Origin of the sequence: Arthrobacter sp. G119Y2, assembly GCF_038069765.1 — a bacterium.
In the GTDB taxonomy this organism is placed as follows: domain Bacteria; phylum Actinomycetota; class Actinomycetes; order Actinomycetales; family Micrococcaceae; genus Arthrobacter_B.
This window is the reverse complement of the sequence record NZ_JBBPFS010000002.1, coordinates 205,312-220,006: the sequence shown is the minus strand read 5'-3', so window position 1 is coordinate 220,006 and position 14,695 is coordinate 205,312. Positions and strand designations below refer to the sequence as shown.

27 protein-coding genes are annotated in these 14,695 nt (G+C 61.5%); all 27 read right to left on the bottom strand.

All coding sequences use genetic code 11. The annotated features are described in order from the left end of the window. Window positions 1–70: 70 nt before the first annotated feature. Entirely contained in the window at window positions 71–472 is a 402-nt protein-coding gene (gene rpsK, locus WKB88_RS04765; protein ID WP_104052715.1) for a 30S ribosomal protein S11, read from the bottom strand. 66 nt (window positions 473–538) lie between these two features. Beyond that, the gene (rpsM, locus tag WKB88_RS04760) at window positions 539–916 is read right to left on the bottom strand and encodes a 30S ribosomal protein S13 (protein ID WP_104052716.1); all 378 of its coding nucleotides are present in this window, start codon (window positions 914–916) and stop codon (window positions 539–541) included. A gap of 157 nt (window positions 917–1,073) precedes the next feature. Further along, on the bottom strand, window positions 1,074–1,187 hold the full coding sequence (gene rpmJ / locus WKB88_RS04755) for a 50S ribosomal protein L36 (protein WP_012397712.1): 114 nt from the start codon (window positions 1,185–1,187) through the stop codon (window positions 1,074–1,076). 86 nt (window positions 1,188–1,273) lie between these two features. After that, a complete protein-coding gene (infA, locus tag WKB88_RS04750; protein WP_055239372.1) occupies window positions 1,274–1,495 on the bottom strand; it encodes a translation initiation factor IF-1 in 222 nt (73 codons plus the stop codon). 221 nt (window positions 1,496–1,716) lie between these two features. After that, window positions 1,717–2,547: a type I methionyl aminopeptidase gene (gene map, locus WKB88_RS04745; RefSeq protein ID WP_341393397.1), complete on the bottom strand. Its 831-nt coding sequence runs from the start codon at window positions 2,545–2,547 to the stop codon at window positions 1,717–1,719. Window positions 2,548–2,562: 15 nt separating this feature from the next. After that, entirely contained in the window at window positions 2,563–3,135 is a 573-nt protein-coding gene (locus WKB88_RS04740; RefSeq protein WP_341393396.1) for an adenylate kinase, read from the bottom strand. Next, window positions 3,132–4,442 carry a preprotein translocase subunit SecY gene (secY, locus tag WKB88_RS04735; protein WP_341393395.1) on the bottom strand — a complete coding sequence of 437 codons (1,311 nt, stop codon included), beginning with the start codon at window positions 4,440–4,442 and terminating at the stop codon, window positions 3,132–3,134. The genes WKB88_RS04740 and secY overlap by 4 nt, the downstream gene beginning before the upstream one ends. A 252-nt stretch (window positions 4,443–4,694) precedes the next feature. Next, window positions 4,695–5,159, bottom strand: coding sequence for a 50S ribosomal protein L15 (rplO, locus tag WKB88_RS04730; protein WP_341393394.1), 465 nt, complete (start codon window positions 5,157–5,159; stop codon window positions 4,695–4,697). Window position 5,160: 1 nt separating this feature from the next. Further along, entirely contained in the window at window positions 5,161–5,373 is a 213-nt protein-coding gene (gene rpmD / locus WKB88_RS04725; RefSeq protein WP_104052721.1) for a 50S ribosomal protein L30, read from the bottom strand. Further along, window positions 5,373–6,050, bottom strand: a complete 678-nt coding sequence (rpsE, locus tag WKB88_RS04720) for a 30S ribosomal protein S5 (protein WP_210228079.1) — start codon at window positions 6,048–6,050, stop codon at window positions 5,373–5,375. Before rpsE ends, rpmD begins: the two co-directional genes overlap by 1 nt. Before the next feature lie 29 nt (window positions 6,051–6,079). Then, window positions 6,080–6,463, bottom strand: coding sequence for a 50S ribosomal protein L18 (gene rplR / locus WKB88_RS04715; RefSeq protein WP_104101589.1), 384 nt, complete (start codon window positions 6,461–6,463; stop codon window positions 6,080–6,082). Between the two features lie 2 nt (window positions 6,464–6,465). After that, complete coding sequence (gene rplF / locus WKB88_RS04710) at window positions 6,466–7,002, bottom strand: 50S ribosomal protein L6 (protein ID WP_341393393.1); 537 nt, start codon at window positions 7,000–7,002, stop codon at window positions 6,466–6,468. A gap of 18 nt (window positions 7,003–7,020) precedes the next feature. Continuing rightward, window positions 7,021–7,419, bottom strand: coding sequence for a 30S ribosomal protein S8 (gene rpsH, locus WKB88_RS04705; RefSeq protein WP_152219769.1), 399 nt, complete (start codon window positions 7,417–7,419; stop codon window positions 7,021–7,023). A 90-nt stretch (window positions 7,420–7,509) separates the two neighbouring features. Continuing rightward, window positions 7,510–8,079 (bottom strand): 50S ribosomal protein L5, encoded by a 570-nt coding sequence (gene rplE / locus WKB88_RS04700; RefSeq protein ID WP_152219770.1) that lies wholly within the window; start codon window positions 8,077–8,079, stop codon window positions 7,510–7,512. Then, window positions 8,079–8,438, bottom strand: a complete 360-nt coding sequence (gene rplX, locus WKB88_RS04695) for a 50S ribosomal protein L24 (protein WP_210228071.1) — start codon at window positions 8,436–8,438, stop codon at window positions 8,079–8,081. Before rplX ends, rplE begins: the two co-directional genes overlap by 1 nt. 3 nt (window positions 8,439–8,441) lie before the next feature. Next, the gene (gene rplN, locus WKB88_RS04690) at window positions 8,442–8,810 is read right to left on the bottom strand and encodes a 50S ribosomal protein L14 (protein ID WP_055239356.1); all 369 of its coding nucleotides are present in this window, start codon (window positions 8,808–8,810) and stop codon (window positions 8,442–8,444) included. Window positions 8,811–9,166: 356 nt separating this feature from the next. Next, on the bottom strand, window positions 9,167–9,472 hold the full coding sequence (gene rpsQ, locus WKB88_RS04685) for a 30S ribosomal protein S17 (protein ID WP_152219775.1): 306 nt from the start codon (window positions 9,470–9,472) through the stop codon (window positions 9,167–9,169). Further along, the gene (gene rpmC / locus WKB88_RS04680; RefSeq protein ID WP_152219777.1) at window positions 9,469–9,801 is read right to left on the bottom strand and encodes a 50S ribosomal protein L29; all 333 of its coding nucleotides are present in this window, start codon (window positions 9,799–9,801) and stop codon (window positions 9,469–9,471) included. Before rpmC ends, rpsQ begins: the two co-directional genes overlap by 4 nt. A gap of 2 nt (window positions 9,802–9,803) precedes the next feature. Further along, window positions 9,804–10,220: a 50S ribosomal protein L16 gene (gene rplP / locus WKB88_RS04675; protein ID WP_104052731.1), complete on the bottom strand. Its 417-nt coding sequence runs from the start codon at window positions 10,218–10,220 to the stop codon at window positions 9,804–9,806. Beyond that, window positions 10,221–11,063: a 30S ribosomal protein S3 gene (gene rpsC, locus WKB88_RS04670; RefSeq protein ID WP_341393392.1), complete on the bottom strand. Its 843-nt coding sequence runs from the start codon at window positions 11,061–11,063 to the stop codon at window positions 10,221–10,223. After that, the gene (gene rplV, locus WKB88_RS04665) at window positions 11,064–11,429 is read right to left on the bottom strand and encodes a 50S ribosomal protein L22 (RefSeq protein WP_341393391.1); all 366 of its coding nucleotides are present in this window, start codon (window positions 11,427–11,429) and stop codon (window positions 11,064–11,066) included. 38 nt (window positions 11,430–11,467) lie between these two features. Beyond that, a complete protein-coding gene (gene rpsS, locus WKB88_RS04660; protein WP_104052734.1) occupies window positions 11,468–11,749 on the bottom strand; it encodes a 30S ribosomal protein S19 in 282 nt (93 codons plus the stop codon). Window positions 11,750–11,761: 12 nt separating this feature from the next. Next, window positions 11,762–12,601 (bottom strand): 50S ribosomal protein L2, encoded by an 840-nt coding sequence (rplB, locus tag WKB88_RS04655; protein ID WP_152219783.1) that lies wholly within the window; start codon window positions 12,599–12,601, stop codon window positions 11,762–11,764. Between the two features lie 31 nt (window positions 12,602–12,632). After that, window positions 12,633–12,938 carry a 50S ribosomal protein L23 gene (rplW, locus tag WKB88_RS04650; RefSeq protein WP_104052736.1) on the bottom strand — a complete coding sequence of 102 codons (306 nt, stop codon included), beginning with the start codon at window positions 12,936–12,938 and terminating at the stop codon, window positions 12,633–12,635. Further along, window positions 12,935–13,549 (bottom strand): 50S ribosomal protein L4, encoded by a 615-nt coding sequence (gene rplD, locus WKB88_RS04645; RefSeq protein ID WP_210228061.1) that lies wholly within the window; start codon window positions 13,547–13,549, stop codon window positions 12,935–12,937. Before rplD ends, rplW begins: the two co-directional genes overlap by 4 nt. Window positions 13,550–13,553: 4 nt before the next feature. After that, window positions 13,554–14,210 (bottom strand): 50S ribosomal protein L3, encoded by a 657-nt coding sequence (gene rplC / locus WKB88_RS04640; RefSeq protein ID WP_341393390.1) that lies wholly within the window; start codon window positions 14,208–14,210, stop codon window positions 13,554–13,556. Window positions 14,211–14,227: 17 nt separating this feature from the next. Then, window positions 14,228–14,536, bottom strand: coding sequence for a 30S ribosomal protein S10 (gene rpsJ, locus WKB88_RS04635; RefSeq protein WP_003803825.1), 309 nt, complete (start codon window positions 14,534–14,536; stop codon window positions 14,228–14,230). Window positions 14,537–14,695 lie beyond the last annotated feature (159 nt).

Genomic DNA, 14,695 nt, shown 5'->3' with positions numbered 1-14,695 from the left:
GGCGTCCGATGGGCGGCCCGCCCCGAAGGATGGACCGCCCGCCGGATGAAACCGGTACCGCAAGTGCTGCTTATACGCGGCGGCGCTTCGGGGGACGGCAGCCGTTGTGCGCGCTCGGGGTGACATCCGAAATGGAGCCAACCTCCAGGCCGGTGGCCTGGAGCGAACGGATGGCGGTTTCGCGGCCGGAGCCCGGACCCTTTACGAAGACGTCGACCTTGCGGACGCCGTGCTCCTGGGCGCGCTTTGCAGCGGCTTCAGCAGCCATCTGCGCAGCGAACGGGGTGGACTTACGCGAGCCCTTGAAGCCAACCTCACCGGCGGAAGCCCATGAGATAACAGCACCGGACGGGTCCGTGATGGACACGATGGTGTTGTTAAAGGTGCTCTTGATATGCGCCTGGCCAAGCGCAATATTCTTCTTATCCTTGCGACGCGGTTTGCGGACCGCTCCACGAGTCTTGGGGGGCATTACTTCTCCTACAAAGAGTTTGGTTTAGGTGGCCCGGTTAAGGGCCGTGGCCTCACACCGCTAGGTTTAGCGGGCGGCCTTCTTCTTACCGGCAACCGTACGCTTCGGGCCCTTGCGGGTACGAGCGTTGGTCTTCGTGCGCTGGCCGTGTACGGGCATGCCACGACGGTGGCGGATACCCTGGTAGCTGCCGATTTCAACCTTGCGGCGAATGTCGGCGGCTACCTCGCGGCGGAGGTCACCCTCAACCTTGAAGTTGCCCTCGATGTAGTCACGCAGCTGAACGAGTTCAGCATCCGTGAGGTCCTTGACGCGAGTGTCCGGGCTGATGCCGGTCTCTGCCAGGGTCTGGTCTGCACGGGTCTTACCCACGCCGTAGATATAAGTAAGCGCAATCACAACCCGCTTTTCGCGGGGAATGTCAACGCCAGCGAGACGTGCCATATCGGCGGTTCTCCTTTTGTGTCACCGGAGGTCTGAAGCAGTGCATCCCTGTTGCCAGGTCCCCGGCCTCCGGGCCGGGGGTGTGCGTTACGCGTATCAACGCTGCACTGCCATATTCAATTACTACTACGCGTGGGCTGTCCCTGAGAGCAGGAAATTAGCCCTGGCGCTGCTTGTGGCGCGGGTTCTCGCAGATCACCATGACTCGACCGTTACGGCGAATCACCTTGCACTTATCGCAGATCTGCTTGACGCTCGGCTGGACCTTCATGGTTATCCTTTGCGTGGTTGCAGGGTTGGGCCGCACGCAGCCGGCGTCCCATTTGTCCGGGACACTGCCTGCCGATGCAGCGGTTCTTACTTGTAGCGGTAGACGATACGGCCCCGAGTGAGGTCGTACGGGCTAAGTTCCACCACAACGCGGTCTCCGGGGAGGATGCGAATGTAGTGTTGACGCATCTTTCCCGAGATGTGTGCGAGCACAATGTGGCCGTTGGCCAGCTCAACGCGGAACATCGCGTTGGGCAGGGCTTCGTTGACCGAGCCCTCAATCTCAATGACGCCGTCTTTCTTGGCCATATCCTCCGCTAACGTCTGTGTCCTCCGTATGCACGAAGGACGGTTTATGTCTTTGGTTCTCCCTGGTGCTTCCTGCGCATCTACCGCGCAGGAGCCGTTTTGACACGGCGCACATGCTTGGAAAAGGGCACGAATGTAGAGACAACCAACAGATAACTGTACTCGAAGGGTCCCGATAAGTTAAATCGGCCGGCCCGGAAGACCGGGCAGCCCCTCGGAAGTCAGTCCCCGGGAATCGGGACCGGAGTGACGCCCAGGGGCGCAAGCCGGGAGGCTCCGCCGTCGGGCGAGGTGAGGACCCAGATTCCCTTGTCGTGGATGGCCACCGAATGCTCCCATTGCGAGGCACGGGAACCGTCGGTGGTAATGACCGTCCAGTCGTCCTCAAGCGTGAGAGTTTCAATCCCGCCCCGCACCAGCATCGGCTCAATGGCCAGGCACAGCCCCGGCCGCAGCTTCGGGCCGTTGTGCGATGTCCGGTAATTGAGTACGTCCGGCGCCTGGTGCATCTGGGTTCCGATGCCGTGGCCGACATAGTCCTCCAAAATTCCGAGCGGCTTGCCCGGTACACCGGAGACGTAGTCATCGATGGCCGCGCCGATATCACCGACGAAGCGTCCCTTGGCGGCGGCAGCGATGCCGTGCCACATGGCCTGCTCGGTGACGTCGGAGAGCCGCTGGTCCTCGGGGTCCGCGGTGCCGACAATGACGGTGCGCGCGGAGTCGGAGTGCCATCCGTTCACCACGGCACCGCCGTCGATGGAGAGGATGTCCCCGTCTTTGAGGATCCTCTCCCCCGGGATGCCGTGGACCACTTCTTCATTCACCGATACGCAGACCGTTGCAGGGTATCCGTGGTAGCCGAGGAAGTTGGAGGTTGCCCCCGCTTCTTTGAGCACCGCGGCGAAAGCTGCATCGATGTCCGCGGTGGTTGCCCCCTCCACCGCGGACTCCACTGCCGCATCCAGTGCCCGGATCAGCACGAGGCCGGCCTCGCGCATGGTGCGCATCTGCGCATTGGTTTTGTATTCAATCCTGGGCTGGCCGAACATATCTCTTCTAACTCTTTAGCTAATATCCTTGAGGACTTCCATGACGCGCTGGGTGACATCGTCGATGCCGCCCAGCCCGTCCACCCGCGCCACGATGCCGCGGTCGTCGTAGCTGGCCACGACGTCGGCGGTCTGGGCCTTGTACAGGTCCAGGCGGTGCCGGATGACGTCCTCGTTGTCATCGGCGCGGCCTTCGATCTCGGCCCGCTTCAGCAGGCGTGCCACCAGCTCTTCATCATCGGCGGTCAGCTGAAGGACGACGTCGAGCTTCTGGCCCTTGCTGGCCAGGATGTCGTCGAGTTCCTCAACCTGCGCGGCGGTGCGCGGGTAACCGTCCAGGAGGAAGCCGTCAGCGACGTCCTCCTCCGTCAGGCGGGCGCGCACCATGTCGTTGGTGACACTGTCCGGGACGAAGTTCCCGGCGTCGATGTACTTCTTGGCCTCGAGGCCAAGCGGCGTCTCGTTCTTGACGTTGGCACGGAAGATGTCGCCTGTGGAGATTGCAGTGACCCCAAGCCGGTCCGAGATTCGGGCGGCCTGTGTACCTTTACCGGCGCCGGGAGGCCCGATAATGAGCATTCTTGTCATCGCAATAACCCTTCGTAGTGACGTTGCTGCAGTTGTGCATCAATCTGCTTGACTGTTTCGAGTCCCACACCAACCATGATGAGGATCGAGGTTCCGCCGAACGGGAAGTTCGCGTTCGCTCCGACCAGCACCAGAGCGATCAACGGAATCAGGGCTACAAACCCCAAGTAGAGGGCGCCGGGCAGGGTAATGCGGGAGAGCACGTACTGCAGGTATTCGGCGGTGGGACGGCCGGCCCGGATGCCGGGGATAAAGCCGCCGTACTTCTTCATGTTCTCGGAGACCTCCTCCGGGTTGAACGTGATCGACACGTAGAAGTACGTGAAGAACACGATCAGCAGGAAGTAGACCGCCATGTAGAAGGGGTGGTCTCCGCTGGTGAGGTAGTTGTTGATCCAGACCACCCATTCCGGCGGAGTGCCGGTGGAGGGCGTGTTGAACTGGGCGATCAGCGACGGCAGGTACAGCATCGACGAAGCGAAGATGACGGGGATAACCCCGGCCATGTTCACCTTGATCGGGATGTAGGTATTGGTCCCGCCGACTGTCCGCCGCCCGACCATGCGCTTGGCGTACTGCACCGGGATCCGGCGCTGTGACTGCTCCACGAAGATGACGAGGGCGACCACGAGGACGCCGATGCCGATCACGGCGAGGAAGACCGTCCAGCCCTGGGCGCTGAGGATTGCTCCGAGCGAGCTGGGGAATCCTGCTGCGATCGAGGTGAAGATCAGCAGGGACATGCCGTTGCCGACGCCCTTTTCGGTGACCAGTTCACCCATCCACATGATGAGGCCGGTACCGGCGGTCAGCGTGATGATGAGCAGCAGGATGGTGATGATGTTGTCGTCGGGGATGATCGGCACGGAGCAGGTGTTGTTGAACAGCGCTCCGGTGCGGGCCAGGGACACGACGGTGGTGGCGTTGAGCAGGCCGAGGGCGATCGTCAGGTAACGCGTGTACTGCGTCAGCTTCGACTGGCCCTGTGCGCCTTCCTCGTAGAGTGCCTGGAAGTGGGGAATCACGACGCGCAGCAGCTGAACGATGATGCTGGCGGTGATGTACGGCATGATGCCCAGGGCAAAGATGGAGACCTGCAGCAGGGCGCCGCCGCTAAATAGGTTAACGAATTCGTAGAGGCCACCCGAAGTGGCACCCAGAGCCAAGCACTGCTGCACATTGCCGTAGTCAACACCCGGGGCCGGGATAAAAGCACCCATGCGGAAGATAGTGATGATTCCCAGCGTAAACAACAGCTTGCGTCGCAGGTCTGGCGTCCGGAAAGCCCGGCCAATAGCGCTAAGCAAGCGTCCTCCTGAATGAGATCTGAAGTAGGTGGGTCCGATTGGACCGGTAACAAAAACAGAGTCTATCCGCTCAAGCCCCGTAGAACGTTAACGAAGCCCGCGGCGTGGTAGTGCCTTAAACAAAACTAAACTCCGGGCGGACCGCAATGCGGCCCGCCAAGAGTTTAGTGGCTGTCCTGCCAATCGCGCAGCGACCCGCCGGCGGCCGGTATTCCGGCCGCCGGGGCTCGCTGCACAGAACGGACACGGTGCTTAGAGCGCCGTGGTGGTTCCGCCTGCTGCGGCAATCTTCTCTGCCGCACTGGCGGAGAAAGCATCGGCCGTGACGTTCACCTTGACGGTGATGTCGCCGGTGCCCAGGACCTTGACGGGCTGGTTCTTGCGAACTGCACCCTTGGCAACCAGGTCAGCAACAGTGATGTCGCCGCCTTCGGGGAACAGCTCCGAGATCTTGTCCAGGTTTACAACCTGGAACTCGACCCGGAACGGGTTCTTGAAGCCGCGCAGCTTCGGAAGGCGCATGTGCAGCGGCAGCTGCCCGCCAGCGAAACCGGCCTTGACCTGGTAACGGGCCTTGGTGCCCTTCATACCGCGGCCTGCAGTCTTACCCTTGGAACCTTCACCGCGGCCAACACGGGTTTTGGCCGTCTTGGCACCGGGTGCCGGACGCAGGTGGTGAACCTTCAGCGCGTGTTCGTTGTTGTTATCTTCGGCCATGTTAATTCGCCTCCTCAACCTTCACGAGGTGCGGAACCGTGTTGATCATGCCAACGGTCACGGCGTCTGCGGTACGAACGGTGGTAGCACCGATGTGCCGCAGGCCCAATGAGCGCAGCGTGTCCTTCTGATTCTGCTTACCACCGATGGTGGACTTAATCTGAGTGATCTTCAGTGTTGCCGTGCTGACGGCAACGTTCTTCGGAGTAGTCATCAGGCACCTGCCTTCTGCATGTTGCGGAGCATCGCGGCAGGTACAACCTCGTCCAGCGGCAGGCCGCGGCGTGCAGCCACTGCCTGAGGCTCTTCGAGGCGCTTCAGCGCATCAACCGTGGCGTGCACGATGTTGATGGCGTTGGAGGACCCGAGCGACTTGGACAGTACGTCGTGGATACCGGCGCATTCGAGAATGGCGCGGACCGGACCACCGGCGATAACACCGGTACCCGGGGAAGCCGGACGCAGCAGGACGACGCCTGCAGCAGCTTCACCCTGGACCAGGTGGGGGATGGTTCCACCGATGCGCGGGACGCGGAAGAAAGTCTTCTTGGCTTCTTCAACGGCCTTCGCGATAGCGGAGGGAACTTCCTTGGCCTTGCCGTAACCGACACCGACCATGCCGTTGCCGTCGCCGACAACCACCAGGGCGGTGAAGCTGAAGCGACGACCACCCTTGACCACCTTGGCAACGCGGTTGATGGTCACGACGCGTTCAATGAACTTGTCCTTCTCATCGTTGCGTCCGCCGTCGCGGCCACCGCGGCCACCGCGTTCGCCGCGGCCTCCACGGTCGGAGCGCTGCTCGCCCTTGCGGCCGCCGCGGCGGTCGTCAGTGGCGGGAGCTGCGGCGTCCTTGGTCTCAGTTGCCTGCGCAGCTGTAGCTTCAGTCACCTGGTTTTCCTTTTCCTTGTTAACCTCGGTCACAGTGACAGCCCACCTTCACGTGCGCCGTCGGCAACGGCCGCGATGCGGCCGTGGTAACGGTTGCCACCGCGGTCAAAGACAACGGCTTCAACGCCGGCAGCCTTGGCACGTTCTGCAACGAGCTCGCCAACGCGCTTGGACTTGGCGGTTTTGTCGCCTTCCAGTGCGCGCAGGTCTGCTTCCATGGTGGAAGCCGAGGCAACGGTTACGCCGCGGGTGTCATCGACAACCTGGACGAATACGTGGCGGGCCGAGCGGTTGACCACCAGGCGCGGACGAGCCGCGGTACCGGAGATCCGCTTGCGGATGCGAAGCTGGCGGCGGCTGCGGGCAGCCGACTTGCTCTTGGAATTACGCTTCTTATTAATGCTGATGGCCATGGTTACTTACCAGCCTTTCCGACCTTGCGGCGGACAATCTCGCCGGCATAACGAATACCCTTGCCCTTGTAGGGATCGGGCTTGCGCAGCTTGCGGATGTTGGCCGAAACCTCGCCCACCTGCTGCTTGTCGATGCCGGACACTGTGACCTTCGTGGGACCCACGACGGTAAGCGTGATGCCCTCGGGTGCCGTGACCGGAACCGGGTGGCTGTAGCCCAGGGCGAACTCGAGGTCCGCTCCCTTGGCCTGCACGCGGTAACCGGTGCCGACGATTTCCAGGTCCTTCTTGTAGCCTTCGGTCACACCGGTGATCATGTTGCTGATCAGGGTGCGGGTCAGGCCGTGAAGGGCACGGGACTCGCGCTCGTCGTTCGGGCGGGCAACGGTGATGATGCTGTCGTCGAGCGTGACAGTGATCGGGCTGGGCACAGTGTGGCTCAGCTCGCCCTTGGCACCCTTGACGGATACGAGGTCACCGTTAACGGTGATTTCTACTCCGGCAGGAACCGGGATGGGCAGACGTCCAATACGTGACATTTTTCTTTCCCTTCCCTGCTACCAGACGTAGGCGAGGACTTCCCCACCTACACCCTTCTTGGCGGCCTGGCGGTCGGTCAGGAGACCTGACGACGTCGACAGGATTGCGATACCCAGACCACCGAGAACGCGCGGCAGGTTGGTGGACTTTGCGTAAACGCGCAGACCGGGCTTGGAGATACGACGCACGCCGGCGATGGAACGCTCGCGGTTCGGACCGAATTTGAGATCAAGGGTCAGCTTCTTGCCGACGACGGCCTCTTCTTCCTTCCAGCCGGCGATGTAGCCCTCGGCCTTCAGGATGTCAGCGACGCGCGCCTTGAGCTTGCTGTAAGGCATGGACACGGTGTCGTGATATGCCGAGTTTGCATTGCGCAGACGCGTAAGCATGTCTGCGACAGGATCTGTCATTGTCATTGGGCTCTTGCCCTCCCTCGTAACGGTTTCCTGCGGAGCTCTCGCTCAGGCGCACCTGTGCGGAGGTCCGTCGGACCTGTTACGTAGTAATTAATCTTCGGATGTAAACGGGAAGCCGAGCGCCTTCAGCAGCGCGCGTCCCTCGTCATCGGTCTTTGCGGTGGTAACCACGGTGATGTCCATGCCGCGAACGCGGTCGATCTTGTCCTGATCGATTTCGTGGAACATCGACTGTTCGGTCAGACCGAACGTGTAGTTGCCGTTGCCGTCGAACTGCTTGCCGTTCAGGCCGCGGAAGTCGCGGATACGCGGCAGCGCAAGGGTAACCAGGCGGTCAACGAATTCCCACATGCGGTCTCCGCGCAGAGTTGCGTGGCAGCCGATGGGCATGCCTTCACGCAGCTTGAACTGTGCGATGGACTTGCGGGCCTTCGTTACCTGCGGCTTCTGGCCCGTAATCTGGGTCAGATCCTTGACGGCACCGTCAATGAGCTTGGAGTCCTTAGCGGCATCTCCAACACCCATGTTCACAACCACCTTGACGAGGCGGGGAACCTGGTTGACGTTCGCGTAGTTGAATTCGTCCTGCAGGGTCTTCTTGATCTCCGCTGCGTAGCGGGTCTTCAGACGGGGGACGGTCTTGGTGACAGTCTCAGTCATTAGAGGTCCTTCCCAGAGCCCTTGGCGACGCGGATACGCACAGTGCGCTCACGGCCGTCTTTTTCGACGATTTCCTGGCGGTAGCCAACACGGGTCGGCTTCTTCGTTTCCGGGTCAACGATTGCGACGTTGGAAACGTGGAGGGGGGCTTCGACGATTTCGATGCCACCGGTCTTGGAGCCCTTGGAGGACTGGCCGACCTTGGTGTGCTTCTTGACCGTGTTGACGCCTTCAACCAGGACGCGGTTCGTGTCGGTGTAAACCTTCAGGACCTTGCCCTGCTTGCCGCGGTCTCCGCCGCGCGCAGCAGTTGCTCCGCTGATGACCTGAACCAGGTCACCCTTTTTGATTTTTGCCATGGACTACAGCACCTCCGGAGCCAGCGAAATGATCTTCATGAACTTCTTGTCGCGAAGCTCGCGGCCGACCGGGCCGAAGATGCGGGTACCGCGGGGGTCTCCGTCATTCTTCAAGATCACTGCAGCGTTCTCATCGAACTTGATGTAGGAACCGTCCTGGCGACGGCGTTCCTTCTTGGTGCGAACGATGACGGCCTTGACCACATCGCCCTTCTTGACGTTGCCGCCGGGGATTGCATCCTTGACGGTGGCAACGATGGTGTCGCCAATGCCTGCGTAGCGACGTCCGGATCCACCGAGAACACGGATGGTCAAGATTTCCTTGGCACCAGTGTTGTCGGCGACCTTAAGCCGCGACTCCTGCTGAATCACTTATAACTCCTGTCGTCGCGCCGGTTCTCAATATTGAGCCTTGCGGAACGGATATGGGTGGACCCCGTAATACTGGTACTCAGCACTCCCCCGCAGGGGCTGAGCCGCGGCGGACCGCGGCAAAGTGCCGAACAAGATTATCGGGCTTTTGTCTCATACGGCGGTGAGGACGCGGTGTCCAAAACTGGACACACTTCCGCACCGCACAGACAAGATTTCAAGTTTATCGCGAAAGGGCCCCGGATGCGAAATCGGATGATAACGCGGCCGGGGCCCAGTCGCCGGTGGGCGGTGCCGGCGGGCCTTTCCCCTGCGGGGAGAGGCTCACCGGCGGCCGGCCGGATGTACTGCTTTAGTTACTTGGCCTTCTCGAGGATCTCGACCAGGCGCCACCGCTTGGTAGCGGAGAGCGGCCGGGTTTCGGCGATCAGCACGAGGTCTCCAACGCCGGCAGCATTCTGCTCGTCGTGGGCCTTGAGCTTCGAGGTGCGGCGAAGCACCTTTCCGTACAGGGCGTGCTTGACGCGGTCTTCAACCTGAACAACGACGGTCTTATCCATCTTGTCAGAGACCACGTAGCCGCGTGCGGTCTTCCGGTACCCGCGGGCATCGGCTCCGTTTGCGTCAGTTGTCACTGCTGCCTCATTCTTGTTTTCACTCATTTGGCATCATCCTCAGCGACCTCGGCCGGAGCTTCAGACTCGGTAGCCTTCTTCTTGGACTTCTTTGCTGCCTTTTCGGGAGCTGCTTCCTCGACGGGAGCAACGACCTCGGGACGAATCCCCAGTTCGCGCTCACGCAGCACGGTGTAGATGCGTGCGATGTCGCGCTTCACTACGCGCAGACGGCCGTGGCTTTCCAGCTGACCGGTTGCGGACTGGAAGCGGAGGTTGAACAGCTCTTCCTTGGCCTTGCGAAGTTCCTCGACGAGACGGTCCTTATCGAAGCCGTCCAGCTGCTTCGGTGCCAGTTCCTTTGAACCAATTGCCATTTCTATTCACCACCCTCGCGACGCACAATGCGTGCCTTCAACGGCAGCTTATGGATCGCCAGGCGCAGGGCCTCACGAGCTACCTCTTCATTAACACCGGAGATCTCAAAGAGAACACGGCCCGGCTTGACGTTTGCAACCCACCACTCCGGAGAACCCTTACCGGAACCCATGCGGGTTTCGGCCGGCTTCTTCGTCAGCGGACGGTCCGGGTAAATGTTGATCCAGACCTTTCCGCCGCGCTTGATGTGGCGCGTCATGGCAATACGAGCAGCTTCGATCTGGCGGTTGGTGACATACGCAGGCGTCAAAGCCTGGATGCCCCACTCGCCGAAGCTGACTGCAGTGCCGCCGGTTGCAGCGCCGGAACGACCCGGGTGGTGCTGCTTACGGAACTTGACTCGACGTGGGATAAGCATTTAAGCCTGTCCTCCTTCTGCTGCGGGGGCAGCTGCCTCAGCGGCCGGGGCCTCTGCAGCAGCAGGCGCGGCGGCTTTGTCGCCGCGCTCGGGACGACGACGGCGGTCGCCGCCACGGTCTCCGCGGTCGGCCGGGCCGCGGCCCGGACGGTCGCTGGAGCGTCCGCGGGACGGTGCAGCAGCCTGCTGTGCAGCCAGTTCCTTAGCGGTGACGTCGCCCTTGTAGATCCAAACCTTCACGCCGATGCGGCCGAAGGTGGTCTTGGCTTCGAAGAAGCCGTAGTCGATCTGCGCGCGGAGGGTGTGCAGGGGCACACGGCCTTCGCGGTAGAACTCCGAACGGCTCATTTCAGCGCCGCCCAGACGGCCGGAGCACTGGATACGGATACCCTTGGCGCCGGCACGCTGTGCGGACTGGATGGCCTTCTTCATTGCACGGCGGAAAGCCACGCGGGAAGAGAGCTGCTCAGCAACGCCCTGGGCAACAAGCTGGGCTTCCATCTCGGGGTTCTTGACCTCGAGGATGTTCAGCTGAACCTGCTTGCCCGTGAGCTTCTCCAGCTCGCCGCGGATGCGGTCTGCCTCGGCGCCGCGGCGGCCGATAACGATACCCGGACGTGCCGTGTGGATATCCACGCGGACACGGTCGCGGGTGCGCTCGATCTCAACCTTGGCGATGCCGGCGCGGTCCATACCGGTGGACATCAGCTGACGGATCTTGATGTCCTCGCGGACGAAGTCCTTGTAGCGCTGGCCCGGCTTGTTGCTGTCAGCAAACCAGTGCGACACATGGTCAGTGGTGATGCCGAGTCGGAACCCGTGCGGGTTAACCTTCTGTCCCACTTAGCGTTCCTCCTCGATTTTGGGGGTTGCGACAACCACAGTGACGTGGCTGGTCCGCTTGTTGATGCGGTACGCGCGGCCCTGTGCACGGGGCTGGAACCGCTTCATGGTGGGCCCTTCGTCAACGAATGCTTCGCTGATGAAGAGGTCACCCTCGTCGAAGGCCAGGCCGTCACGGTCCGCGAGGACACGTGCGTTGGCCAGGGCCGACTGAACTACCTTAAGTACCGGCTCCGATGCTGCCTGGGGGGCAAACTTCAGAATTGCCATTGCCTCATTCGCTTGCTTGCCACGAACAAGGTTGACGACGCGCCGGGCCTTCATAGGCGTTACGCGGATATGACGCGCAATTGCCTTGGCTTCCATTGCTTTCCTTCTCTCGTCTTCTGCCGAAAGAGCAGCGCCTAGCGGCGCTTGCCCTTGCGGTCGTCCTTCACATGGCCGCGGAATGTCCGCGTCAGGGCGAATTCGCCGAGCTTGTGCCCGACCATCGACTCCGTGACAAACACCGGAATGTGCTTACGTCCATCGTGTACGGCGATCGTGTGCCCGAGCATGTCGGGGATGATCATCGAACGACGGGACCACGTCTTGATGACGTTCTTGGTGCCCTTTTCGTTTTCGGCCGCTACCTTAAGGAACAGGTGCTGGTCGACGAAGGGGCCTTTCTTCAGGCTGCGTGGCATGTTTCCAGGCTCCTATCGCTTGTTCTTGCCGGAACGACGGCGACGCACAATGAGGTTGTCGCTCTCTTTATTGGGGCGGCGTGTGCGGCCTTCGCGCTTACCGTTCGGGTTGACCGGGTGGCGTCCACCGGAGGTCTTACCTTCACCACCACCGTGCGGGTGGTCGACCGGGTTCATGGCGACACCGCGGACGGTCGGGCGTACGCCCTTCCAGCGCATACGGCCGGCCTTACCCCAGTTGATGTTCGACTGCTCGGCGTTGCCGACCTCGCCGATGGTGGCGCGGCAGCGTGCGTCGACGTTGCGGATTTCGCCGGAAGGCAGACGCAGCTGGGCGAAGCGGCCTTCCTTGGCAACAAGCTGAACAGATGCACCGGCGGAGCGGGCCATCTTGGCACCGCCGCCCGGACGCAGCTCAACTGCGTGGATGGTGGTACCCACGGGGATGTTGCGCAGGGGCAGGTTGTTGCCGGGCTTGATGTCAGCGCCGGCTCCGGCCTCTACGTGGTCGCCCTGCTTGAGCTTGTTCGGGGCGATGATGTAACGCTTGGTGCCATCAACGTAGTGCAGCAGCGCAATGCGGGCGGTACGGTTCGGATCGTATTCGATCTCGGCAACGCGAGCGTCGACGCCGTCCTTGTCGTGGCGGCGGAAGTCGATCAGACGGTACTGACGCTTGTGCCCACCACCCTTGTGCCTGGTCGTGATCTTACCGGTGTTGTTACGTCCACCCTTTTTGGGCAGCGGGCGTACCAACGACTTTTCCGGCGTCGACCGCGTGATTTCGGTGAAGTCGGCTACGCTCGAGCCGCGACGGCCCGGTGTAGTCGGCTTGTATTTACGGATTCCCATTATTTATTTCCTCGTTAAAGTGGTCTCCGCCCTAGCTGAGCGGACCGCCGAAGATGTCGATTGTGCCGTCCTTCAGGGTGACAATGGCGCGCTTGGTGTTCTTGCGCTGTCCCCATCCGAACTTGGTCCGCTTGCGCTTACCGGCACGGTTGATGGTGTTGATCGAGTCGACCTTGACGGAGAAGATTTTCTCCACGGCCAGCTTGATCTCGGTCTTGTTGGAGCGGGGGTCGACCAGGAAGGTGTACTTACCTTCGTCGATCAGGCCGTAGCTCTTTTCCGAGACGACGGGTGCCAGCACCACGTCGCGAGGGTCCTTTGCGGTGGTCGCGCTCACTTGGCGTCCTCCTTGACAGTGTTCTTGCCGACGAACTCGTCGTAGGCAGCCTTGGTGAAGACCACGTCATCGGCAACAAGCACGTCGTAGGTGTTCAGCTGATCTACATAGATCACGTGAACATCAGTGAGGTTGCGCACGGAAAGTGCGGCAACATCATTGGCGCGCTCGATGACAACGAGCATGTTCTTGCGGTCGGAAAGTGAACGCAGCGTGTCGCGTGCGGCCTTGGTCGACGGCGTTTCGCCGGCTACCAGGGTTTCCAGCACGTGGATGCGGCCGTTGCGTGCCCGGTCGGAGAGTGCTCCGCGCAGTGCGGCGGCAATCATCTTCTTGGGAGTGCGCTGGCTGTAGTCGCGGGGTGTCGGTCCGTGGACGACGCCACCACCGGTCATGTGAGGAGCACGGATGGAACCCTGACGGGCGCGGCCGGTACCCTTCTGCTTGAACGGCTTGCGGCCTGCACCGGAGACCTCTGCGCGGGTCTTCGTCTTGTGCGTACCCTGGCGGGCAGCTGCAAGCTGAGCAACTACTACCTGGTGCAGAAGCGGAACGTTCGTCTGAACGTCGAAGAGCGCTGCGGGGAATTCAACAGTGGTTTCGTTAGCCATGAGACTAAGCTCCCTTCACGGCGGTGCGTACGAGGACGACCTGGCCGCGGGCGCCGGGGACGGCACCCTTGATCAGCAGCAGCGACTTCTCGGCGTCCACACCGTGAACCGTGAGGTTCATCGTGGTGTGGCGGACGGCGCCCATGCGGCCAGCCATCCGAACGCCCTTGAAGACGCGGCCCGGGGTGGATGCGCCACCGATGGAACCGGGCTTACGGTGGTTCTTGTGTGCACCGTGGGAGGCACCGACGCCGTGGAAGCCGTGACGCTTCATGACACCGGCAAAGCCCTTGCCCTTGGAGGTTCCGGTGATGTCGACCTTCTGGCCGGCTTCGAAAATCTCAACGGAGAGTTCCTGGCCCAGCTCGTAAGTGTCGGCATCTGCGGTGCGCAGTTCAACAACGTGGCGGCGAGGCGTGACGCCTGCCTTTTCAAAGTGGCCGGCCAGCGGCTTGGTCACCTTGCGCGGGTCGATCTGGCCGTAGCCGATCTGAACGGCGGTGTAGCCGTCCTTCTCCGCGTTGCGCAGCTGCGTAACAACGTTTGAGTCAGCCTGAACGACGGTGACGGGGATGAGCTTGTTGTTCTCGTCCCAGACCTGGGTCATGCCCAGCTTGGTGCCCAGAAGGCCCTTGACCTGGCGTGTAAGTGAAGTAGACATAAGTATCCGCTCCCCCCCTACAGCTTGATTTCGATGTTCACGTCTGCAGGCAGGTCGAGACGCATCAGCGAGTCAACGGCCTTAGGCGTGGGGTCAATGATGTCGATCAGACGCTTGTGCGTGCGCATTTCAAAGTGCTCGCGGCTGTCCTTGTACTTGTGCGGCGAACGGATAACGCAGTACACGTTCTTTTCCGTGGGCAGCGGCACGGGGCCTACTACCGTTGCGCCTGCACGCGTGACCGTCTCAACGATCTTCCGTGCTGATACGTCGATGACCTCGTGGTCATACGACTTCAGCCGGATGCGGATTTTTTGTCCCGCCATGGCGTCGTGCCTCTTTCTTCGAGTATTGCTCTCTGTACAGTTTTTGTACCTAGCTGCCTTTACGGCCTGGCACTCCTCCAACAGACTGAATCCGGATAAATCCGGGTTCCTCACCCTGTCGAGGCTCCGACCCCCGCGCTCGGGCGTGTCGCGGATTCT